Source organism: Specibacter cremeus (assembly GCF_003946885.1).
Lineage (GTDB): Bacteria > Actinomycetota > Actinomycetes > Actinomycetales > Micrococcaceae > Specibacter > Specibacter cremeus.
This window is the reverse complement of sequence record NZ_RWKQ01000007.1, coordinates 1-19708: the sequence shown is the minus strand read 5'-3', so window position 1 is coordinate 19708 and position 19708 is coordinate 1. Positions and strand designations below refer to the sequence as shown.

The following is a 19708-nucleotide window of genomic DNA, read 5'->3' as shown; positions in this document are numbered from 1 at the left end:
CTGTGGACAGGTACCGCACGGGCACCGCCTGTGCAGGACGGGCCGCTTCTTCGGGAGGGCTGGGTGGGCCCACAGCTCCGAGGGGCCCCGCTGATGACGCGCTCGCGCGGCGTCAGCGGGGAGGAGCTGGGGACTAGCCCGCGACGGGCGCCGGCACCTTGGCCGGCGCGGTGGAGGCGGCCGGGGTCGCCGGGGCGGCGGTGGCCGACGAGTCGCTTGGGGCCGCCGGCTTGGCGGGGACCATGCTGCCGCCCTTGCCGTCGCGGGAGTCCGTGCGGTAGAAACCCGAGCCCTTGAAGACCACGCCGACCGAGTTGAACTTCTTGCGCAATTTGCCGCTGCATTCCGGGCAGACCGTCAGGGAGTCGTCACTGAAGGACTGCCGGGCGTCGAAGGCGTGCTGGCAGTCCGTGCAGGCGTAGGCGTAAGTGGGCACTGAATTTCCTCCTGAAAACAAGCGTTGGGGCCATGGCCGCAACCGATGAACGTTAGCAGTCCCATGCCCCGAGTGCCAATTCTAGCACTTTGGATGAAACGGCCAAGGGGCCCGATCTATTTCCTGCCCACACCGCCGGGCGTGTCCAGCCCACCGATCCTGCGGACGCCACCCGGGCTGACGATGTAGTCGACGGGCCGGTCGAGGGCATCGTGCGGCAGCGTCCCGGCCGGCAGCACCTCGGTGTCATGGACGACGGCGGCACGCGGATGGGTGCCGGCCGTTGCCAGAAACCGGTCGTAGTAGCCCCCGCCCTGGCCCAGCCGGACGCCCGAGAGATCCACGGCCAGGGCCGGCAGCAGGATGCCGGCCACGGGGCCGACGGCGTCGAACGGGAACCGCGGCCCGACCGGTTCCAGCACGGGCGCCAGCGGGCTCCGCGCCATCCGGACGCCGGGGAACCACCGCGCCCAGGACAGCTGGAATCCGGGTTCGCACACGGGCACCAGCACACGGTACCCGGCCTGGACCAGGGCGGCCAACAGCGCCGGTGTGGGCGGTTCGGTGCCGGCGGACAGGTAGCAACAGACGGCCCAACCGTCGTCGGCACGGCCGGGACGGGACACGTCCGCCACCCACGCGAGCCCGGCGGTGGCCAGCCGGTCGCCAGCCAGGCGACGGTCGTCGTCGTCCATCAGGGCGCGCGCCGCGCGCAACCGCTCCCGCCACGTGGCCTTGTCCGGGCTTCCCATGGTGTCCCTTCGATTCGTGCCGCGCGCGCAAAAGCCGGCGCACCCGCGGCAATCCGGCGTTCTCCGCTAGCCTAGGGTAATGACATCTGCACCTCGAGTACGCAAGGCCGTCATCCCCGCCGCCGGGCTGGGCACCCGCTTCCTGCCGGCCACGAAGGCCATGCCCAAGGAAATGCTGCCCGTCGTGGACAAACCTGCCATCCAATACGTGGTGCAGGAAGCCGTCAATGCCGGGCTCGACGACGTCCTGATGATCACGGGCCGCAACAAGCGGGCCCTCGAAGACCATTTCGACCGCGTGCCCGTCACCGAACAACTATTGGCGGACAAGGGAGACACGGAGCGGCTGGCCGCCGTCCAGCTTGCCACCGACCTGGGCGAGATCCACTACGTGCGCCAGGGCGATCCGAAGGGGCTGGGACACGCCGTGCTGCGCGCGAAGACGCACGTGGGCAACGAGCCGTTCGCCGTCCTGCTCGGCGACGACCTGATCGACGAACGCGACCCGTTGCTGACCACCATGATCGACGTCCAGGCCAAGACGGGCGGGTCGGTCATCGCCCTGATCGAGGTCGAGCCGGAGAAGATCTCCGCCTACGGGTGCGCCGACATGAGCGTCATCGACGGTGAGGACTACGTGCGTGTCAACCAGCTGGTGGAGAAGCCGGCCGTGGCCGACGCGCCGTCGAACCTGGCCGTGATCGGCCGGTACGTGCTGCACCCCTCCGTGTTCGAGGTGCTCGAGAACACCCCGCCCGGACGCGGCAACGAGATCCAGCTGACCGACGCGCTGCAGACCCTGGCCACGCGTGACGGCGAGGGCGGGGGCGTATACGGCGTCGTGTTCCGCGGCCGCCGCTACGACACCGGTGACAAGCTCAGCTACCTGAAGGCCGTGGTGACGCTGGCCTGCGAAAGCGAGGACCTGGGCGCCGACCTGCGCGCCTGGTTGGGCGAGTACACCGCGCGGCTGCCGAAGTAGCATCCGTGTGGGGTCAGGCCATCTGGCCAGTGACACTCGAATGCGGGGACCTGCTGCTGCGGCCCATCAAGTACGCCGACCGGGGCGAGTGGGCGCGGGTGCGCACCCGTAATGCTGCCTGGCTGGCGCCCTGGGAGGCCAGCAACCCGGTCCGGGGCGGCGGCCTGCCCACGTTCTCGGCCATGGTGCGCAGCCTCAACCAGCAGGCGCGGGCCGGGACGGCGCTGCCGTTCGTCATCGCCGAGCGCGTCCCGGACCGGCGCCGTCCGGTGCTGGTAGGCCAGCTGACCGTCTCGTCGATCGTGTGGGGTTCGGCGATGATGGCGACCCTCGGGTACTGGGTCGACGAGGCCCGGGCCGGGCGGGGGATCGCGCCGACGGCCGTCGCCATGGCCACCGACCACTGTTTCACGGCGCTGGGCCTGCACCGCATGGAGATCAACATCCGGCCGGAGAACGGGCCGAGCCTGCGCGTGGTGGAGAAGCTGGGCTTCCGGGATGAGGGTGTGCGCCCCCGCTACCTGCACATCGACGGGGCCTGGGCGGACCACCGCTGCTTCGCATTGACCACGGAGGAGGTCCCGGACGGGCTGCTCGGCCCGTGGCTGGAGCGCCGCGGCACGTAATTCGCGCGGCACGCACGCGACACACCCACCCGAATGCCCGGTGCCGGTTTATTCCCCCGTAGGGTTGAACGCGTGGACTCACCCGTGAATACCTCGGCAATACTGCTGTTGGCTGTCGCCGTCTGGCTGTTCTGGGTCATGCCCCTTTTGTGGCGCAGGCGAAGGCCCGCGCTCGCCACCGCCGCGGCCCCGTTTTCGGGCGCCCGTGACACCCGCCCGACCCAGATGATGCAGGAGGCGTCAATGGAACACAGCTCGTCCGACGCCCACGCCGGGCCCCGGTCATCTCCGCCGGCGCCGTTCACCATCCGGTGGGGCCGGACCACCCTGGCCCTGGTCGGTGTCCTGGCGCTGCTGGCGGCCGCGATCTCCGGTGCGCTCCTGATTTTCTCGCTTGGTTCGGTCGCCGTGGCGTGGGGCGGCGTCGTCGTCTTCGGCGCCGTCATCGCGACGCTGCGATCGTTGGCGATCCGCGACCGCCGTCGTCGCAAATTGGCTGCCGCGCTGCAGACGTCACGGTTTCGCACGACGGCGGACCCGGCTGCCGCCACCGTCGCCGGTGGCGCCGTGGGCAAGGCCACGGAGGTGTTCGACGGTGCCGCCGGCGAGTCGGCCGCGGCCCCGGTCGAGAAGCGCCTGACGGCGGAGGAGCTGCGCAAGGTGGCCCTTCGCGTGGCCGCCCAGGGTGCGGCCGACGCGAAGCTGGCGCACACCATGACGCTGGCCGAGGGCGAGCTGGATGGCGAGCCCTGGGAGCCCGTCGAGGTGCCGAAGCCGGGCTATGTGACGGCGGCCAAGGCCGCCAAGGCCCCGGCGCCCGATTTGGTTGCGCCGGAGGAGCCGAAGGCGTCCACGAAGGTGTCCATCAAGGCCGACCAGGCGGGCATCGGGGCGCCGACCGGGGACGCGCCGTCGGTCGTTGAGTCCACTGCTGGTGCTTCCGCCGCTGATTCCGCTTCCTCCGACGCCTTGCCGGCGAAGCCCGCCTCCGGGCTGAGCAACCTGGACGTCGTGCTGCGCCGGCGACGCGCCTAGGCATCCCTTTTCACTGTTCGGCCGGGTCCCACGGGGCCCGGCCGTTGTGCTGCCCGGTGCTTCCCTCCGGGCGCTTGCCTGTATGTTCCGGGAGTAGGCTCGGGGTATGGGTGTCTTGGCAGTGGCCGGAGGGACGGGAACGGCCGGCGGGGCCGTCGTGGCCGAGGCCGCCGCACGGGGACTGTCGGTTCGATCGATCAGCCGGCACGCCCCGGACGTGGCCCATCGGGTGGCCGGCGCCGAGTACGCCTGTGCGGACTTCGCCACGGGGTCCGGCGTGGCGGAGGCGTTGGCCGGCGTGGACGCCCTGGTGGAGACGCTGGACGCCCGGTCGGGGGCGGCGCTGCGGGCCCTGCCGGTCACCACGGTGGCCGTGCTGGCCGCCGCGCAGCGCGCCGGGGTGCGGCGGGCCGTGCTGTTGACGATCGCCAACGCGGGGGAGTCCACGTTCGGGTACTACCGGGTCCAGGCCGCTCGCGCATTGACCTACACGCGCGCCGGCATGGACACATCCGTGGTGTACGCGACCCAGTTCCACAACCTGGTGGCCGGGATCTTCGCCGCGGGCGCTCGGGTTCGTGTGGTTCCGGTGATCCGCGGCGCGTCGTTCCAGCCGGTGGCCGTGACCGACGTGGCCAAGGTGTTGATGGACGAGGCGCTCGTGACGGAGCCGGGGCCCCGGAGCGTGACCGTGGGCGGACCGCAGATCCGGTCCATGAAATCGCTGGCCGTGGAGTGGAAGGCCAGCACCGGGCGGGGCGGGGCCATCGTTTCGGTGCCCCTGCCGGGTTCGTTCGGGCGGTTCCTGCGTGCCGGGCGAAACCTGGTCCCGGAGCATGCCGTGGGCACCGTGACGTTCACCGACTGGCTCCGTTTGGAAAGTCGGCGCCGGAGGCTATAACCTAGACAAGTTGACGGCTTGACGGCCGTCACGGGGCTATGGCGCAGTTGGTAGCGCGCCTCGTTCGCATCGAGGAGGTCAGGGGTTCGAATCCCCTTAGCTCCACCCCTGAAAGCTCCCTGACCTGCGGAAACGCCGGGTCGGGGAGCTTTTTCGTGGGGTCGTGCGGGCCAAACTCTCCGTTTATTCTCCGGAAACGATGGAAACGTGGGTGAGCCATTGAAGGGCGGTGCGTCGTGCATCACAAAAGTTAGGTTCTAGCGCTATGTTCGAAGCTGGGCCGCCGAGGCTCGCCTGATTGGTGTGTCGAAGCACTTTGCTCAGGTAGTCCCGCCGAACGTGGGTTGCCCGATGTGAACGGCAGGAACGGAATCCCGGCGGCCGGAAATGGCCCGACGATTCTGCGGGTGCTGCTGGCCCGGACAAACGCGGAAAGTCAGCTGGTCGCCTACTCGAGCGGCGAGGACACTCGAGGCTAGGAGCAGAGCGGACAGCTCCGCCTCGCGACCAGCGAAGCTGGCATTCGGAGGACGTCGTTGGCCTCGCCTTGGACGCGGGGCCACATCCTCGGATCGGACAAGGCGAAGTCCTGACGGATCCCTCTGACACTGACCCCGACTACGTCACCGGTCGTGTCCCAGAGTGCTAGGGCTCCGCCGTTCGAGTAGGCAGCGTCATAATAAATCCCCCGAACCTTGGTTCCGGCGACAGGCTGATCCTCGTAGATCGCGCGCGCCCAGGCTTGGGTCTCGTCCCGCGGGTAAGGCGCGGTTGCCAGTGAGGGTAGGGCGCCAATCCTCATGGCCGCTCCCTGGAGCCTGAGGTCCAGGACGTGGATCGGCACTCGAGGCTTGAGTATCGCGACCCGGTAATTGGGGCAGACCCTGGCCTCCTCGGCTTCGCCGAAAACTTCGCCGAAAACTTCGCCGAGCGCAGTCATCAGACTCTCGGCGACGTAGAGCACTGAACGTCCGGTGGGAGACCGCCTCGGCTTTTCATCGGGGGACATCTCGTGGTGGTCCATGCGGGACAGCGGGCCGTAGTCTCGGTGAGTGACACCGTCCGGAGTGTATCCGGATTCGTGGTAGATCCTGCACCACCTCCAAGGACCGGAGTGAATCTGCCAGATCCAGGCTGCACCGTTCTGCAGCGTGCGAACTGGCGGCCTCAGTGGCCTTACCACGCGGTCGCCGTGATCACCCGTGCAGCGTCAACGACGGGCTCGATCCGTCCAGCGGCTAGGGTCTCTGCTGGGGTGGCATCGCCGAGGTCTGGATTGGGCTTCTCCGCCCACCGACTCAGGGACACAACACCGCCGGAAAAACTGCCCTCACCCGGGCGATGCCCGGGATGAATCCGCGCTCCGCCTCGGCATTGAACTGCCAGACCGGAAGCCGCCACTGGCGACCGTCACGCAGCCCGATGAGGTCTCCGGACTCGATGCGGTCGCGGACTGCTTGCACCGACACGTGAAGCAGGCCCGCTGCCTCTGATGCCGTTAGCGACTTGTCGAGTACGGTTTCGCGTCGTGAGAACTCCAGTGCAATCTGCTCCAGCGCCACCGACTTCCGCTCTTGCGGTGACGGAGGCTCCCCCCAGAGATCGACGTCGAGGCCGTCGTATGCACTCTCGGAGACGATGGCTATGAAAGTCTCTTTGCTTTCTTCGGAAGCACCCGTCCAGACCTGCTCGAGCAGCCTGATCGGCGCCTTGTCTCGATTCTTGGCGGACATTGCGATTTCCGCCTCGCGCGTCTTCGCCTCCTTGGTGGCTTTGTGGCGTTTCGCCGCACGCTGGTTCTTGCCCATCTGCCGCTTGGTCTCCATCGCATCAGCCTACGCACAAAGCCAAGATAAACAAGATGCGAAAGTCAGTCAGTGGAGCTGCTGGGGGAGGAGCAGGAACCTGCTCCCGATGACGGCAAGCAGTAGCCAGACGGATGCGGCCGTGCCGACCGGGCTTGACCGCTTCCGTATTTCCCGCGGCAGCGGGGTGGTGCGGATGGGCCGCCCCCTACCGAAGGTCAACTCCGCCGTCCGCTGGGAGTGAGGTCCATGGTGGTGATGCGCAGCCAGAGCCAGAGTCGCTGATGCGGGTTGTCCAGGTCCAGGCCAAAGTCCTTGGCCAGGCGCGTGACCCGGTAGCGGACCGTGTTGTTGTGTACGTGGAGCTGGGCCGCCATCGTGGAGATGTTCCCGTTTGCGGCCAGATAAGCGCGTAGGGTGCCCAGGTAGTCGGTTTGCTGTTCGGCGTCGTAGGCCTGGATCCTGGCGATGTCATCGAGCGTGCCAAGCCCGTTGTCGTCGATGAACGCCCCGATCTTGAGGAGGTTCAACGGGATCCGGTGGTCCTCGAACAGCCCCACTGCCGTAGTTGCTTTGCTGGGGGCGCCCGCCATGGTCCCTTGGATGTGGAGCAGGTACTGGAGTGTTTGCAGCGCTTCGGATCTGGATCCTGGCAGGTCTTCCACCCGTGGTGCGATACTGCCCACGGCGGCGATGAGCGGAAAGGAGCTGATGGTGCGGGCGTACGCCCCGATTTCCTGAAGCACCCGCCGATGCGCCGCCCGGGGCGTGGCCCCCTCACACGGCAGGAGGGCGTAGACGACGGAATCGATCAGTGCACTGTGGCTGGTGTTGAACTGGACGTCGCAGACCGTCGTCACGAGATGCAGCAGCCGGTGGATTTCGCGCACCGATTCCAGGCTCCCTGTCTCGGGGCGGACGATGGAAAAGGCTGCGACGGCAAGGCCGTTGGCCGCGTCGAGGCCGAGCTGTGCCGCCGCAAACGAGGCATGGGGCGTGTCGTCCATGAGCGTCCGGATCAAGTCCGCATTCCGGCGCTCCCCAAAGTCCGACGCCGAACGGGCGTGGAGCATGTGCAGGCCGGCCAGCGGCGCCAACTTGTCCAGCGCCTCCAGCCCGGCCTCGCGCCGGCCCTCGCCCGGGTCGATGATCCAGATGGAGCCCAGCAGTTCGCCGCCGGCCCGGACGGCCAGGGCCAGCCGGTCCATGCCTCCCTCCTCGCCGGGGATGAGCACGGTGCCGCTTGCCGCGTAGGTCACCTTGAAATCAGCGTCAAAGGCCGGCGGCCTGACCTCCTGCAGGGAAAGGGTGGTGAGCCGGCGCAGTTCGTCGATGGGCTGGCCCGGCAATGTCGAATAGCCCAGCACCCGGCCCAGCGGGTCCACGATGCTGGTTGCGCCATTGGTGATGGACGCGACGGCGTTGGCGAAGGCGTAAAGGTCTCCGAGGCGGACGCCGGAGACGGAATCCGCGGCCGCCCCAACGACGGAGGCCCGGGCCAGCGCCACCAGTCGCGTCCAGTCGGCTTTGTCGGGTGCGACAAGGACCGCGAGGTCGTGCCGGACTGCGGCGGAGCGCAACTGTTCCAGGGGCGTCGCATGCGCCTTGACGATCACCGCGGCCGCGTTGCTGTTGGCGGCCCGGTGGAGAAGTTGATCGAAGTCCGCTGAACCGCCGGTGATGCCGACGGCCAGGATGATGCGGTCATGGACGCTTGTCCATTCATCCATGGGGTCATACATCAGGACGTCGGAGACGGGGTGCCCGAGGTTTTCCGGGGTGGGGTTGGCGTGCACGAGATCTGCCTGCATCAACTGGATGCAGTCGGCGAGCCGCACGACGACGGCCTGGAGATCGGGCTCGGCCAAGCCCTGTCCCTCAATGTCCATGGTTGGAAGTTATCACAAGTGCCTGACCGCCTTTTCAGATGAACTCACATATAGGCAAGGCGAGATCTGCGTCACCATTGGGAAGGAGCGGAACGTGAGTTCCAGCAAGAGCAAGAACTGAGGATGCGAAATGAAATTGAAGGACATCAGGGCTCTTGCCTCGGTGCAGGGCCCGGCCCGGTCGGTGTCGGAGCGCCTGGCACGGCGCTGCTACAGCGTCGAAGACATGCGAAAGTTGGCGGAGCGGCGCCTGCCCCGGAGCGTGTTCGATTACATCGAAGGCGGCAGCGAAGACGAAGCGTCCCTGCGACGCAACAAGTCCTCTTACGACGACTGGGCCTTCCTCCCGAAGTGGGGGTCGGTTGAGCACCACGACCTCGGCTCGACCCTCCTGGGCGGTCCGGTTGCCATGCCGCTGACGCTGTCCCCCACCGGCGGCACCCGGCTGTTCCACCCCGATGGCGAGACGGCGGTTGCCAAGGCTGCCCGGCAGGCCGGAATCCCCTACGGGCTGGCCCACTTGAGCACCACGACCATGGAAGACGTCAGCGCCGCCGCTCCCGGCCTGCGCCGGTGGTTCAACCTTGAGCCCACCTCGGACAAGGTCCTGCTCCAGGCAGTCCTGGACCGGGTCTCAAACGCCGGGTACGAGGCCCTGCTTGTGAATGTCGACTGCCGGGACATCGGCCACCGCGAACGCGACTACCGCAACGGCTTCACCGCGCCGCCGTCGATCAAGCCCAAGACCGTCATCGAAGGCGCCCTGCACCCGCGGTGGGCCCTCGGATTCCTGGCCAACGACGCCATCGCGTTCCCGAACCTGGATGCCGAAATCCCCGAAGGCCCCCTGTCCAGCACCCCTGACATGTGGCGCACGCTGCTCGCCGGAACCTACGAACCGACCGACTGGGATGACATCCGCGACCTGCGTGCCCGCTGGAACGGCCCCATCATTCTCAAGGGCTGCGTCAATCCCAACGACGCCGTGATCGCGGCGGAGCTGGGCATCGACGCCATCCAGGTGAGCAACCATGGAGGGCGCCAGCTCGACCACATGGCGTCACCCCTGGACGTGCTCCCGGAATTCGTCGAACGAACAGCCGGCCGGCTCGAAATCATCGTCGACGGCGGCATCCGCCGCGGCTCCGACGTCGTCAAGGCCATCGCACTTGGCGCCGACGCGTGCTCCATCGGCCGCCCGTACCTCTACGGACTGGCTGCCGCAAGTCAGGCCGGCGTCACCCACGTGCTGGACCTGTTCGCCGCCGAAATGACCCGCACCATGATGTTGCTGGGCGTATCGACAATCCAGGAGCTGCGCGAGGAAGGCCGCGATCTGCTCCGGCACCGCAGCGAAGTATTTACCCAAACCACCGCCCCCGAAAGCCTTGAGGCTGAACTGGCCTACACAGAATTGAGGAACCACTGATGAAAACCACACTCGCAGCGTCGCGCGTGTCTCCCGCTCGATTCCGGGGCCCCGCTATCGCAGCCACGGCAGCGCTCCTGCTCGCCGTCACCGCCTGCGCACCGTCCACCACGGCATCGTCGTCCCCGGACAGCGCGGCGGCGGAGGGCACCGGAGTCCCGGCCCTTGGGGTCAACCAGGCTGCCGCGCAGCTGCTCCCGGATTCGATCAAGTCAACAAAGGTCCTGCGGGTGGCCATTCCCACGAATGAGCCGCCGACCCAGTACTACCGTGTGGGCACACAGGACATGACGGGAACCAACCCCGACGTCGCCCGTCTGATCGGCCAAGCCTTGGGTGTGAAGGTGCAAATCAAGGTCACCAACTTCGACTCCATCATCCCCGGGATCGCCGCCGGCCGGTACGACATGACCGTCTCGTCGATGACCCCGACCACCAAGCGCATGGAGGTCCTGGATTTCGTTGACTACATGCAAATGGGCAACTCCATTGCCGTTGCCCAAGGCAACCCCCTGGGGATCAAGAACCAGCAGGCTCTGTGCGGGAAAAAGGTCGGCTTTCTGACCGGGTCCTACCAACTCACGGTCAATGTCCCCGACTACAACAAGGCCTGCCAGGCAGCCGGCAACGCCCAGATCCAAACGAACGACTTCCAGGACACGCGGCAGGCGATCTCGGCCCTTACCAGCGGACGGCTGGACGCCGTACTGGCTGATTCACCCATTCTGGACTTTGCCGCCAAGCAGAACCCGGAGATCTCCATCGCCGACAAGTACGACTTCACGCCGGTCGGGGTCGGCATGCCGAAGGACACCGGATTGATCAAGGCCGTCTCGGCCGCACTTGCCTACGTGATCAAGAGCGACTCCTACCGCCAGGTCCTGGGGAAGTACGGACTTGATTCCAGTGCCATCACCAACGCCCGCGTCAACTTTGCCCAATAGGACGTGACTACCATGCAGCGACAACCAACCATCACCACCACTGCCGGGCAGACGCCGGTGCCGTCGCCTGAACCGGGTGACTCCATCCCGGTGGTGCCGCTCCGGCACCCAATCCGCACGGCCATCGCCGTCGTCCTTATCCTCGTCGCAATCAGCGCCGCCTGGGACGTTGCGGCCAACCGCCGGTACCACTGGGACGTTGTCATCTCTTACCTGTTCTCCCCGCAGATCATGACCGGCGCCGGGCTGACCATCGTGCTGACCGTGGTGTCGATGAGCGTGGGCATCGCCCTGGGCACGGTCCTGGCCATCATGCGGCTCTCGGCCAACCCGATCGTGAGCACCATCAGCCGCGGCTACATCTGGTTCTTCCGCGGCACGCCGCTGCTGGTGCAGCTGATCTTTTGGTACAACATTGCCGCGCTGTATCCGGTGATCGCCCTCGGGCTCCCCTTCGGCGGCCCGTCGATCGTCATCGGCTCGGCCAACGTGCTGATCTCCCCGCTGGGTGCGGCGCTTCTGGGCCTGTCCCTGAACGAGGCGGCGTACATGGCCGAGATCATCCGCGGCGGGATCGGTTCCGTCGACAAGGGCCAGTACGACGCCGCCCGCGCCCTGGGCATGAACGGCGGCAAGCTCATGCGCCGGGTCATCCTTCCCCAGGCCATGCGCGTGGTCCTGCCACCGACCGGTAACCAGGTCATTTCAATGCTCAAGGGCACGTCCCTGGTCAGTGTGCTCGCCATCTCGGATCTGCTGTACTCGGCCCAGATCATCTACGCCAACAACTACCAGACGATCCCGCTGCTCATTGTCGCGAGCCTCTGGTACCTGCTTTTGACTTCCATCCTGAGCTTCTTCCAAAACAAACTCGAACGACGGTATGGGCGCGGCTTCGACGTCTTGACGCGACGAATCCGCCGGCCCAAGACAAGGACGGCATGATGAGCACCGCCATGGTGGAGGCCCGGGGAGTCCGCAAGAGCTTCGGCTCTACGGAGATCCTCAAGGGCATTGATTTGAGGGTCGAACGCGGTTCGGTGACGTGCCTGATCGGGCCCTCCGGCTCGGGAAAGACCACCTTCCTCCGGTGCATCAACCACCTGGAAAAGGTCGACGCCGGCCGGCTGTACGTTGACGAGAACCTGGTCGGCTACACCGAACGCAATGGGCGCCTGTATGAAATGCAGGAACGCCAGACGGCACGCTCGCGGCTCAACGCGGGCATGGTCTTCCAGCGCTTCAACCTCTTCCCGCACATGACCGTGCTGGAGAACATTGTGGAAGCACCGATCCACGTGCTGGGCCGTCCGCGGAATGAAATCACCGCAGAGGCCCAGGTCCTGCTGGACCGCGTCGGGCTCGGCGACCGCGGTGACGCCTATCCCCGGGAACTCTCCGGCGGACAGCAACAGCGCATTGCGATCGCACGGGCACTGGCCATGAAACCGAAGCTCATGCTTTTCGATGAGCCCACCTCGGCGCTGGATCCGGAGCTGGTAGGCGAGGTGCTCGACGTCATGAAGTCCTTGGCCGAGGCCGGGATGACCATGGTCGTGGTGACCCACGAGCTCGCCTTCGCCAAACAAGTCGCCGACCAGGTCATCTTCATGGACCAGGGCGTGGTGGTTGAGAGCGGCCCTCCCGCGGACGTTCTCGGCAACCCACAACACGAACGCACCAAAGCGTTCCTCTCCAAGGTCCTCTAAACATCAACAATCGTGCGCCGGCCTTTGCCGGCCATGGGAACAGGAATCCATCAAATGCTCCGCCAGCCAGTAACCACCACTCTCGCCCCCAGCCCGGCCGGCCCCTATTCCCAGGCCATCGCGGCCAACGGGTTTCTCTTCACCGCAGGCCAGACGCCCCACGACCCCGCCACCGGCGACACGGTGGGCGCCACGATCGGGGAACAGACCGTGCAGGCCATGAAGAACCTGGGCGCCGTGCTGAGCGCCCACGGGCTGGACTTCTCCCACGTCGTCAAAACCACGGTGCACCTGCACCACCCCGGCCGGGACTTCGAGGGCTTCAATGCCATCTACGAAGACTTCGTCGACCTCCCTTATCCGGCACGCACCACCGTCGGCTCCTTCCTGGACGACTTCCTCGTCGAAATCGACGCCGTGGCAGCCATACCCGCACCTTCCCCAGACCTCCGCTGAGGGAAACCATCGCTGGATCCAGGCACTACTGGGTCTTCGCGACGGACGCTCGTCGTTCACGACCGGCATCGCCTGGGATTGGCTAGAGATACATCACGCCAATTTACGGAAGTTCCATCCCTGCGATTCCCGGTCCGCGCGTGTACCGCGGCTGGTGGGAGGTCTTCTTGTTCATGGCCCAGTCGGAGAAGATGCCGGCGACGACGAGTTGCTCCGTGCACTGCGCCAAGCGGTGGGTGCGGTACGGGCATCCCGGTCGGTGTCCGGGGAAGGAGACGGGACTGCCTGTCACCTTCACCGCCCGGAAAGCCCTGCGGGTGACGACGGCAAGCAGTCCCACAGGGCCTGGCGGCCTTAGCGGCGGATGACCTTGGTAGCGGCCATGGCCTTCAGGCCCTCGACGCCGAACTCGAGGCCGTATCCCGAGGCCTTGGTGCCGCCAAAGGGAATGGACGGGTCGACGCCACCGTGCTGGTTGATCCATACGGTCCCGGCTTCCATGCGCTCCGCGATCCGCAGTGCTTCCTCGACATCGGGGCCCCACACCGAGGCGCCGAGGCCCTGGTCGTTGCCGTTTGCGCGGCGCACTGCATCATCGACATCGGAGTACTTGATCACGGGGAGCACAGGGCCGAACTGTTCCTCGTCCACGAGCGCCGCACCGTCTTCGATGTCTGCCACGATGGTTGCCCGGTAGAAGAGCGGGCCGAGTTCCGGAGCCGGCTCGCCGCCGGCGGCAATGCGGGCACCGCTGTCCCGGGCATCATCGACAAGCCGTGACACGATGTCGAACTGGCTCGGGTTCTGCACCGGGCCGAGGCGGTTGGACTTGTCGTGACCCGAGCCCATGGGGGCGTTCTTTGCGCGCTCGGCGAGGGCCGCGACAGTTTCCTCGTAGAGCGATTCGTGGACGTAGACCCGCTTGAGCGCGGCGCAGACCTGGCCGCTGTTCATGAACGCACCCCAGAAGAGCTTGTCGGCAATCGACTCGATATCGGTGCCCGGAAGCACGATCCCCGCATCGTTTCCGCCCAGCTCCAGGGTCAGGCGGGCCAAGTTGTTTGCCGAGCTCTCCACGATGCGCCGACCGGTCGGGGTGGAACCGGTGAACACGATCTTGGCGATGCCGGGGTGCGCGGCAAGTGCGGCACCGACCTCGCGGTCGCCGGAGATCCCGTTCACGACACCATCGGGAAGGAAACGCTGGAAGATCCCCAACAGCGCCAGGACGCTGAGCGGGGTGTTTTCCGAAGGCTTGACGACGACGGTGTTTCCCATCCGAAGCGCGGGGGCGATGTGCCAGACGGTGATCATCACCGGGAAGTTCCAGGGGCCTATCGAGGCAACCACCCCGAGGGGCGCATAGTGCAGTTCGCTGCGGGTGGTGCCGTCATCGGCCAGGACCTGGGTGTCCAGGATGGTGTTCGCCGCGCTCCGCAGCCACATCGCCGCGCCGTGGGCCTCGCCCTGGCCCCCGGTCTTTCCCTGTTCGGCGGTAATGATCTCGCCGAGCTCGACAGCGTGCTTGTCAATCTCGTCGGCGACGAGGTTCATGAGCCGGGAGCGCTCCGCATGGCCGAGCACGGCCCAGCCGGGCTGGGCGGTCGTGGCGGTTTTGATCAGCACCTCGAGATCTGCTGTGGTGCGCTTCGGGGCATAGCCGACCAGATCACGTGTTGAGGCGTCGAGAATGGGATAACCCTCTTCGTCCGCAACCGAAACCGAAGTTAGAAGGGTGTTCATTTGGGTCCTTCCCCACGCGCAAGAATATCGGCGCCGGTCCACCGGCAGTTGAGTTACGGTATCTCGCTATACTGAATATAGTCAATAGGTTGCTGGGCATACTTCTGTGGGGACCCGGCCCCGGAATCCTGGCCATTGTCCGGCGTGCTCAGCGCAGGCCCGCGAGTGCCGCCAGCCGTAGTCCCGTATGCAGTTCGCGGCGGACCCTGCCGTCCGACAGGTCCTCTATAACGATTTCCCGGATCCGGTCCAACCGGTAGTAGAGCGTGCTGCGGTGGACATGGAGTTCCTTGGCGGTGCGCTGGGCATCGCAGCCGCAGTCGAGGTATGCCTCGAGCGTCTGCGCGAGGTCGAGCCCGGACTGCGCGGCGAAAAGCCGCTGCACTGTCTCCGGGACGTCCTTCATTGAGAGGGACTCCAGGGGAAGTTGCAGCAGCAGCCGGTCAAGTCCGAGTGCTTCCCAGCGTGCGGCGGGGGAACGCTCGGGATCGATCACGGCACCCCTGCGCGCAATCCGGGCTTCCCTGTGTGAGCGGTACGCCTCGGCGAGGGAGGCGTATCGCCCGCCGACGCCGGCCCTCAGGCCGGTGAAGGTGGGCAGCGCGAGCAGCACATTCAGCCGGTCCATTTCAATTTCGTACGGCACCACGAGCACCGCCTCGTCATTGATCACCGCTCCCTCCGCTCGCAGCGCTGGATACTTGGGAATCGTCGAGAGCGCTTTGTCGAGGGCGAGCTGCAGGACAGCGGCCCCCGGAGACTCCCCGGGGGTGGCCGCGAGGGTAATCACCGCATAGTGCGGCACCGAGGAAACCAGGGCGTTCGTCAGGAGTTCGTCGGCCGCCTGCTCGCGCTTTTCCGCATCCCCCTCAAGCAGTGCGGTGAGCAAGTGGAGGGACCGCTCGGTGCCCTCCCGGTTGCCCAGTGCCATGGCTGCGAGGATGAGGCCGATGTGTCGCCTGGTCTCCCTCAGTTCCCGGTCATCCTCCGGCGGAAGGTCCGCCTTGGCGCCTTCGGGGATGTGGGAGAGGTATCCGGTAATGCGCCCGTCGTGCCGCAACGGTGCGACGTGGCGCGCCTGCCGGCCTGCGAGTGGTGGGATATAGGCGGGGCCGTCAGCCTGGTCGACGTGGTACTCGCGGATCGATGCCCGGGCCCGCGGCGAGCCCTTGTGCGACAGGATGATCGCCAGCCGCGAGTGGTCGATGTCCTGGTCGTGGACGCTGAAGGCGACCACCTTGAAGTCGGAATTGAAAACGACTATGGGAGCCTGGATCCGATCCGCGTAGGCCTGGACGTGTCCTTCGAGATTCATTCGGTCATCCTTCGTCGTCGCGCGACAGCTGCATCTGCCGCCCGGTCCTCGGTCATGCCGACGGCCGGGTGCAAGGCCGGCGTTCCACTTGATATTAGACCAATGGAGGGGTTGCCGAATGTGATGTTACGACTTATATTGAATATAACCAATTACTTCAGAGGAGACTGCTTCATGGCAAAGATGACTGGCGGAGACGCACTAGTGCAGGCGTTGATCACCGAGGGTACAGACACCGTTTTCGGTATTCCCGGCGTCCAGCTCGATGGACTGACCGATGGGATGTACCGGAAGCAGGATGAGCTCGAGCTCATGGTTCCCCGCCACGAGCAGACCACTACCTACATGGCAGACGGCTACCACCGCGTCACCGGCCGCCCCGGCGTCGCCATGGTGGTGCCCGGACCGGGCGTGCTGAACGCCGGCGCCGGGCTCTCGACCGCTTACGCCTGCTCCTCCCAGGTACTCCTGCTGGCCGGGACGATCCCGAGCACTCAGGTCGGCAAGGGCCTGGGCGCCCTGCACGAGATCCCAGCCCAAACCGAAATCCTGCGCGGTTTGACCAAGTGGACCGGCACCGCGACCTCTCCCGAAGAGGTCCCTGGACTGGTGCACGAGGCGTTTCGCCAGATGCGCACCGGCCGCCCGCGCCCCGTCGCCCTGGAGGTTGCCCCCGACATCCTGCATGCCGTTGCCGACATCGAGGTGGGCGAGCCCTTCGTCGTGCCGACACCGAGAGTTGACGCCGAGGATGTTGCACTGCTGGTCGAGATGCTCAACTCCAGCAAGCGTCCCGTCATCTACGCCGGTGGCGGCGTGAAGGGCGAACGGGCCCACGCCCTGCTGACGCAGCTGGCCGAACTGCTTGATGCTCCGGTCGTGATGAGCGAGAACGGACGTGGAGCCATCGATGCCCGCGACCCGCACGCGCTGCCCGCCTTCGCACTGTGGGAGCTGAGGGACAGTGCCGACGCTGTGCTGTCGCTCGGCAGCCGCTTCGTCTCGCCCTTCGGCCAGCAGATGAAGACGGGTGATGCCCGCGTCGCACTCGTGAACATCGACCCCGACGACCTGACCAAGCCGCGCCATGCCGACATCGCTGTCTGCGCGGATGCCACCTCGGTGCTCGAGTCCCTGGTCGCGGCACTCGCACCCCGCGTCTCCTGGCAGGGCGAAATCGCCATCCTGCGCGCCGAATGCGATCGCCGTGTACGGGCGGCTGTTGCCCCGCAGATGGAGTTCATCGATGCCATCCGTTCGGCGCTCCCGGCCGACGGCATATACGTCAACGAGCTCACCCAGATCGGGTACGTGTCTACCTACGGGTTCCCGGTGCAGTCGCCACGCTCGTACATCTGGCCCGGCTACCAGGGCACGCTCGGCTATGCCATGCCGACGGCGCTCGGCGCCGCAGTGGGTGCCGGCGGACGCCCGGTCGTCGTCGTCACGGGTGACGGTGGCATCGGCTGGTCCCTGCAGGAACTCGCCACTGCCAAGCGGTACAACATCCCGGTGGTTGTAGTGCTCTTCGAGGATCAGCGCTTCGGCAACGTGTGGCGCATCCAACGCGACCGCTACGAAAGCCGTTTTATCGGCTCAGACCTGACAAACCCGGACTTCGAGACCCTGGCCAAGGCCTTCGGTGTCCGCTTCGCACACGCCGAGGATGCGGCATCGGTGAACCGCGCCGTTGCCGAGGGGATCGCCGTCGGCGGACCCACGCTGGTGCGGGTGCCGGTGGACGTTTTCCCGACCCCGTGGCCGTTCATCCACGAAGCCCATTGATTGTCCAGGGGGCGCAAGGGCGCTCCCGGAGGCGCTTCGGGAACACCCTTGCGCCCGTCGGTTGGTATTGTTATCACACGTCCGGTGGATTTTACACATCTGCCGGTGCGTTTAGGAGTACGTTACTTCAGCGGATTTGGGGGCGTTCAAGGGCATGGACAGACACACCAGCGAGACCGCAGCGGTGCAGATTGCCCGCCTGATCGAAGACGAGATCGTGGCGAAGGGTCGGGGTGCCGGCTATTTCATTGGCCGGCGGCAGGAGCTTGCTTCCCGGTACTCCGTTGCCCCGGCCACCCTGGGCGAGGCGATCCAATTGCTCCGCTCCCGGGGCCTGGTCGATGCCAAGCCCGGCCCCGGCGGTGGGATTTTCGTCGCCGATGCTTCGCCCTTCACGGGGTTGATAGACGAACTCCTGAGCATCCGGGAAAGCCCGGTCACGCTGAACGATAGCCTTCGCGTTCTGGATGCGCTGGACGGAGCGATCCTGCACGATGCCATCGAGCATGCTTCGACGCAGGATATACGCGAACTCCGGCTGCGGGCGCTGGCCCTACAGGACTCTTGGGGCGAGCCGGCCCGGGAACGTGAAATCTGGGCGCTCCACGCCCGCATCGCGCAGATCAGCCCCAATGAGCTGCTGCGCAGCCTCTACCTGAACCTCGTTGGCTTCATAACCCGACGATACAGCGAGGAAAATACCGCCCCGGCTACCCCGTTCCGGCTGCAGACGCACCTTGATTTCGTGACGGCGATCGAACGGGGCGACCACGAGCTCGGAGACGAAGCGATCCTTCGGCATACGAAGGAATCGCTGCACGGCGCCGCCGGCGCGAACCACTGACGTCCGGCCCATCGCCCTGCCGCAGCGGCGGGGCGATGTGTGCTGCCGAACCAGGGTAGAAGCGACGCCGTGGCCCGGTCCGGACCACTCTTTTCCATCCTCTCTCGTGAGGGCGGACCCAACTGTCGTTTGACGTGGCCATGTGACGTATCCCGGTGGACTGAATCCCCGATTCCATACGCCGCAAGATCAGGGCCTGTTCAAAGTCGATCCGATAGGGACATCTGGGTGTTTTCCGGGTGTTTGTTGATGAGGGTGGTGACCAAGGTCGGGTGGCCGGAGGGTGAAACCCCTCCGGCCACCCGACCCCGAGGTGATGACGCGTTCGGCGCGTCGGGCGAGGGCTTCGGTGGCGGCGGCGATAGTGGCCACGCCATTGCTGCGCAGTAGTCCGAGGTGATGTTGCGCAGGGTGGCCATAACCCTTGGGGTGTGCCCGTGCGGATTTGGGATCTGTCTTCGGCCAGGGTCGTGTCGCGGTGCACGCGATTCTCGATTCCCCAATGCCCGCGGGCTAGGGCGGCCAGTTGGGCGGTGGTGGTCGCCTCCCACGGAAGGTCGGTGATCGGGTAGACGACCTCGGAGCCCGGGTCGCCACCGTCCAGGGGCGTGCGGGTGCGGATCAGGCGGGCGGCCAGCCGGGCGTGCGGGAACCCGATCTCGGCAGCCACACCGACGAGTTGGAGGGTGCGTTCCTCCAGACGCCCGTGCTCCTTGCCCAGGGCCCGGTGCCCGAGGGGAACCGTATCTCACGGCGCCGCCCCAGGGCAGGGCGGCCGGCTGGGTATGCAGCCTCGGCCGGTTGCGTTTGACCGTGAACAGGAGCGTGGCCCCCGTGCCGGTGCAGATAGTGGGCGTGCCGGTCCTGCGTATGCAGGGCATCGGCCGTCACGACGACACCGGTGAGATCGATGCGATCCAGCAGGGTGGCGAAGGTGGCAATCTTGAACCCCTTCGAGGGGGCGAGCGCCTGTGTAAGGACCCGCGTTGTTTTAACTTAGGATTTTGGTTGATGTCCTGCCCGGCCCGTGCTATGGCGTGGGTCGGACGGCCGGGCC

At 66.4% G+C, this 19708-nt stretch carries 19 protein-coding genes and 1 tRNA gene; 13 read left to right on the top strand and 7 right to left on the bottom strand.

Annotated features, from left to right (window positions below):
• Window positions 1-133: 133 nt before the first annotated feature.
• Window positions 134-436, bottom strand: a complete 303-nt coding sequence (locus EJC77_RS03820) for an FmdB family zinc ribbon protein (protein ID WP_125610254.1) — start codon at window positions 434-436, stop codon at window positions 134-136.
• Between the two features lie 116 nt (window positions 437-552).
• Window positions 553-1188 (bottom strand): 5-formyltetrahydrofolate cyclo-ligase, encoded by a 636-nt coding sequence (locus EJC77_RS03815; RefSeq protein WP_125610253.1) that lies wholly within the window; start codon window positions 1186-1188, stop codon window positions 553-555.
• 79 nt (window positions 1189-1267) lie between these two features.
• Between EJC77_RS03815 and galU the strand changes: the two genes are divergently transcribed.
• The 5 genes from galU (at window position 1268) to EJC77_RS03790 (ending at window position 4837) form a co-directional block, all read left to right on the top strand.
• Window positions 1268-2170, top strand: a complete 903-nt coding sequence (galU, locus tag EJC77_RS03810) for a UTP--glucose-1-phosphate uridylyltransferase GalU (protein ID WP_125610252.1) — start codon at window positions 1268-1270, stop codon at window positions 2168-2170.
• 5 nt (window positions 2171-2175) lie between these two features.
• Entirely contained in the window at window positions 2176-2796 is a 621-nt protein-coding gene (locus tag EJC77_RS03805; RefSeq protein ID WP_125610251.1) for a GNAT family N-acetyltransferase, read from the top strand.
• Window positions 2797-2868: 72 nt separating this feature from the next.
• Window positions 2869-3831 (top strand): hypothetical protein, encoded by a 963-nt coding sequence (locus EJC77_RS03800; RefSeq protein ID WP_125610250.1) that lies wholly within the window; start codon window positions 2869-2871, stop codon window positions 3829-3831.
• A gap of 106 nt (window positions 3832-3937) precedes the next feature.
• Window positions 3938-4732 (top strand): SDR family oxidoreductase, encoded by a 795-nt coding sequence (locus EJC77_RS03795; protein ID WP_125610249.1) that lies wholly within the window; start codon window positions 3938-3940, stop codon window positions 4730-4732.
• Window positions 4733-4764: 32 nt separating this feature from the next.
• A tRNA-Ala gene (locus EJC77_RS03790) sits at window positions 4765-4837 on the top strand.
• Window positions 4838-5207: 370 nt separating this feature from the next.
• Here the strand turns inward: EJC77_RS03790 and EJC77_RS03785 are convergent.
• The 3 genes from EJC77_RS03785 to EJC77_RS03775 all read right to left on the bottom strand — a co-directional run bounded on the left by EJC77_RS03785 (window position 5208) and on the right by EJC77_RS03775 (window position 8426).
• A complete protein-coding gene (locus tag EJC77_RS03785) occupies window positions 5208-5915 on the bottom strand; it encodes an RES family NAD+ phosphorylase (protein WP_125610248.1) in 708 nt (235 codons plus the stop codon).
• Between the two features lie 115 nt (window positions 5916-6030).
• Window positions 6031-6558 (bottom strand): helix-turn-helix domain-containing protein, encoded by a 528-nt coding sequence (locus tag EJC77_RS03780; RefSeq protein ID WP_125610247.1) that lies wholly within the window; start codon window positions 6556-6558, stop codon window positions 6031-6033.
• Between the two features lie 197 nt (window positions 6559-6755).
• Window positions 6756-8426, bottom strand: coding sequence for a PucR family transcriptional regulator (locus EJC77_RS03775; protein ID WP_125610246.1), 1671 nt, complete (start codon window positions 8424-8426; stop codon window positions 6756-6758).
• 130 nt (window positions 8427-8556) lie between these two features.
• On the opposite strand from EJC77_RS03775, the gene EJC77_RS03770 reads away from it, so the two are divergent.
• The 5 genes from EJC77_RS03770 to EJC77_RS03750 are packed head-to-tail and all read left to right on the top strand — an operon-like array spanning window position 8557 to window position 12964.
• Window positions 8557-9855, top strand: a complete 1299-nt coding sequence (locus EJC77_RS03770; protein WP_205786832.1) for an alpha-hydroxy acid oxidase — start codon at window positions 8557-8559, stop codon at window positions 9853-9855.
• A complete protein-coding gene (locus EJC77_RS03765; protein WP_125610245.1) occupies window positions 9855-10799 on the top strand; it encodes an ABC transporter substrate-binding protein in 945 nt (314 codons plus the stop codon). The genes EJC77_RS03770 and EJC77_RS03765 overlap by 1 nt, the downstream gene beginning before the upstream one ends.
• A 12-nt stretch (window positions 10800-10811) precedes the next feature.
• Window positions 10812-11744: an amino acid ABC transporter permease gene (locus tag EJC77_RS03760; protein ID WP_125610244.1), complete on the top strand. Its 933-nt coding sequence runs from the start codon at window positions 10812-10814 to the stop codon at window positions 11742-11744.
• The gene (locus EJC77_RS03755) at window positions 11744-12508 is read left to right on the top strand and encodes an amino acid ABC transporter ATP-binding protein (RefSeq protein WP_125610243.1); all 765 of its coding nucleotides are present in this window, start codon (window positions 11744-11746) and stop codon (window positions 12506-12508) included. The genes EJC77_RS03760 and EJC77_RS03755 overlap by 1 nt, the downstream gene beginning before the upstream one ends.
• A gap of 54 nt (window positions 12509-12562) precedes the next feature.
• Entirely contained in the window at window positions 12563-12964 is a 402-nt protein-coding gene (locus EJC77_RS03750; protein ID WP_125610242.1) for a RidA family protein, read from the top strand.
• A 354-nt stretch (window positions 12965-13318) separates the two neighbouring features.
• On the opposite strand, the gene EJC77_RS03745 is transcribed toward EJC77_RS03750, so the two are convergent.
• Window positions 13319-14707 (bottom strand): aldehyde dehydrogenase family protein, encoded by a 1389-nt coding sequence (locus EJC77_RS03745; protein ID WP_125610241.1) that lies wholly within the window; start codon window positions 14705-14707, stop codon window positions 13319-13321.
• Between the two features lie 148 nt (window positions 14708-14855).
• Window positions 14856-16022 (bottom strand): PucR family transcriptional regulator, encoded by a 1167-nt coding sequence (locus tag EJC77_RS03740; RefSeq protein WP_125610240.1) that lies wholly within the window; start codon window positions 16020-16022, stop codon window positions 14856-14858.
• A 102-nt stretch (window positions 16023-16124) separates the two neighbouring features.
• Here EJC77_RS03740 and EJC77_RS03735 point away from each other — a divergent pair, with 102 nt between their 5' ends.
• From EJC77_RS03735 to EJC77_RS20610, 3 genes are all read left to right on the top strand, one after another.
• A complete protein-coding gene (locus EJC77_RS03735) occupies window positions 16125-17807 on the top strand; it encodes a thiamine pyrophosphate-binding protein (protein WP_205786828.1) in 1683 nt (560 codons plus the stop codon).
• 154 nt (window positions 17808-17961) lie between these two features.
• On the top strand, window positions 17962-18651 hold the full coding sequence (locus tag EJC77_RS03730; RefSeq protein ID WP_125610239.1) for a FadR/GntR family transcriptional regulator: 690 nt from the start codon (window positions 17962-17964) through the stop codon (window positions 18649-18651).
• Between the two features lie 834 nt (window positions 18652-19485).
• The coding region (locus tag EJC77_RS20610; protein WP_205786827.1) for a hypothetical protein at window positions 19486-19708 on the top strand (223 nt) is incomplete at its 3' end.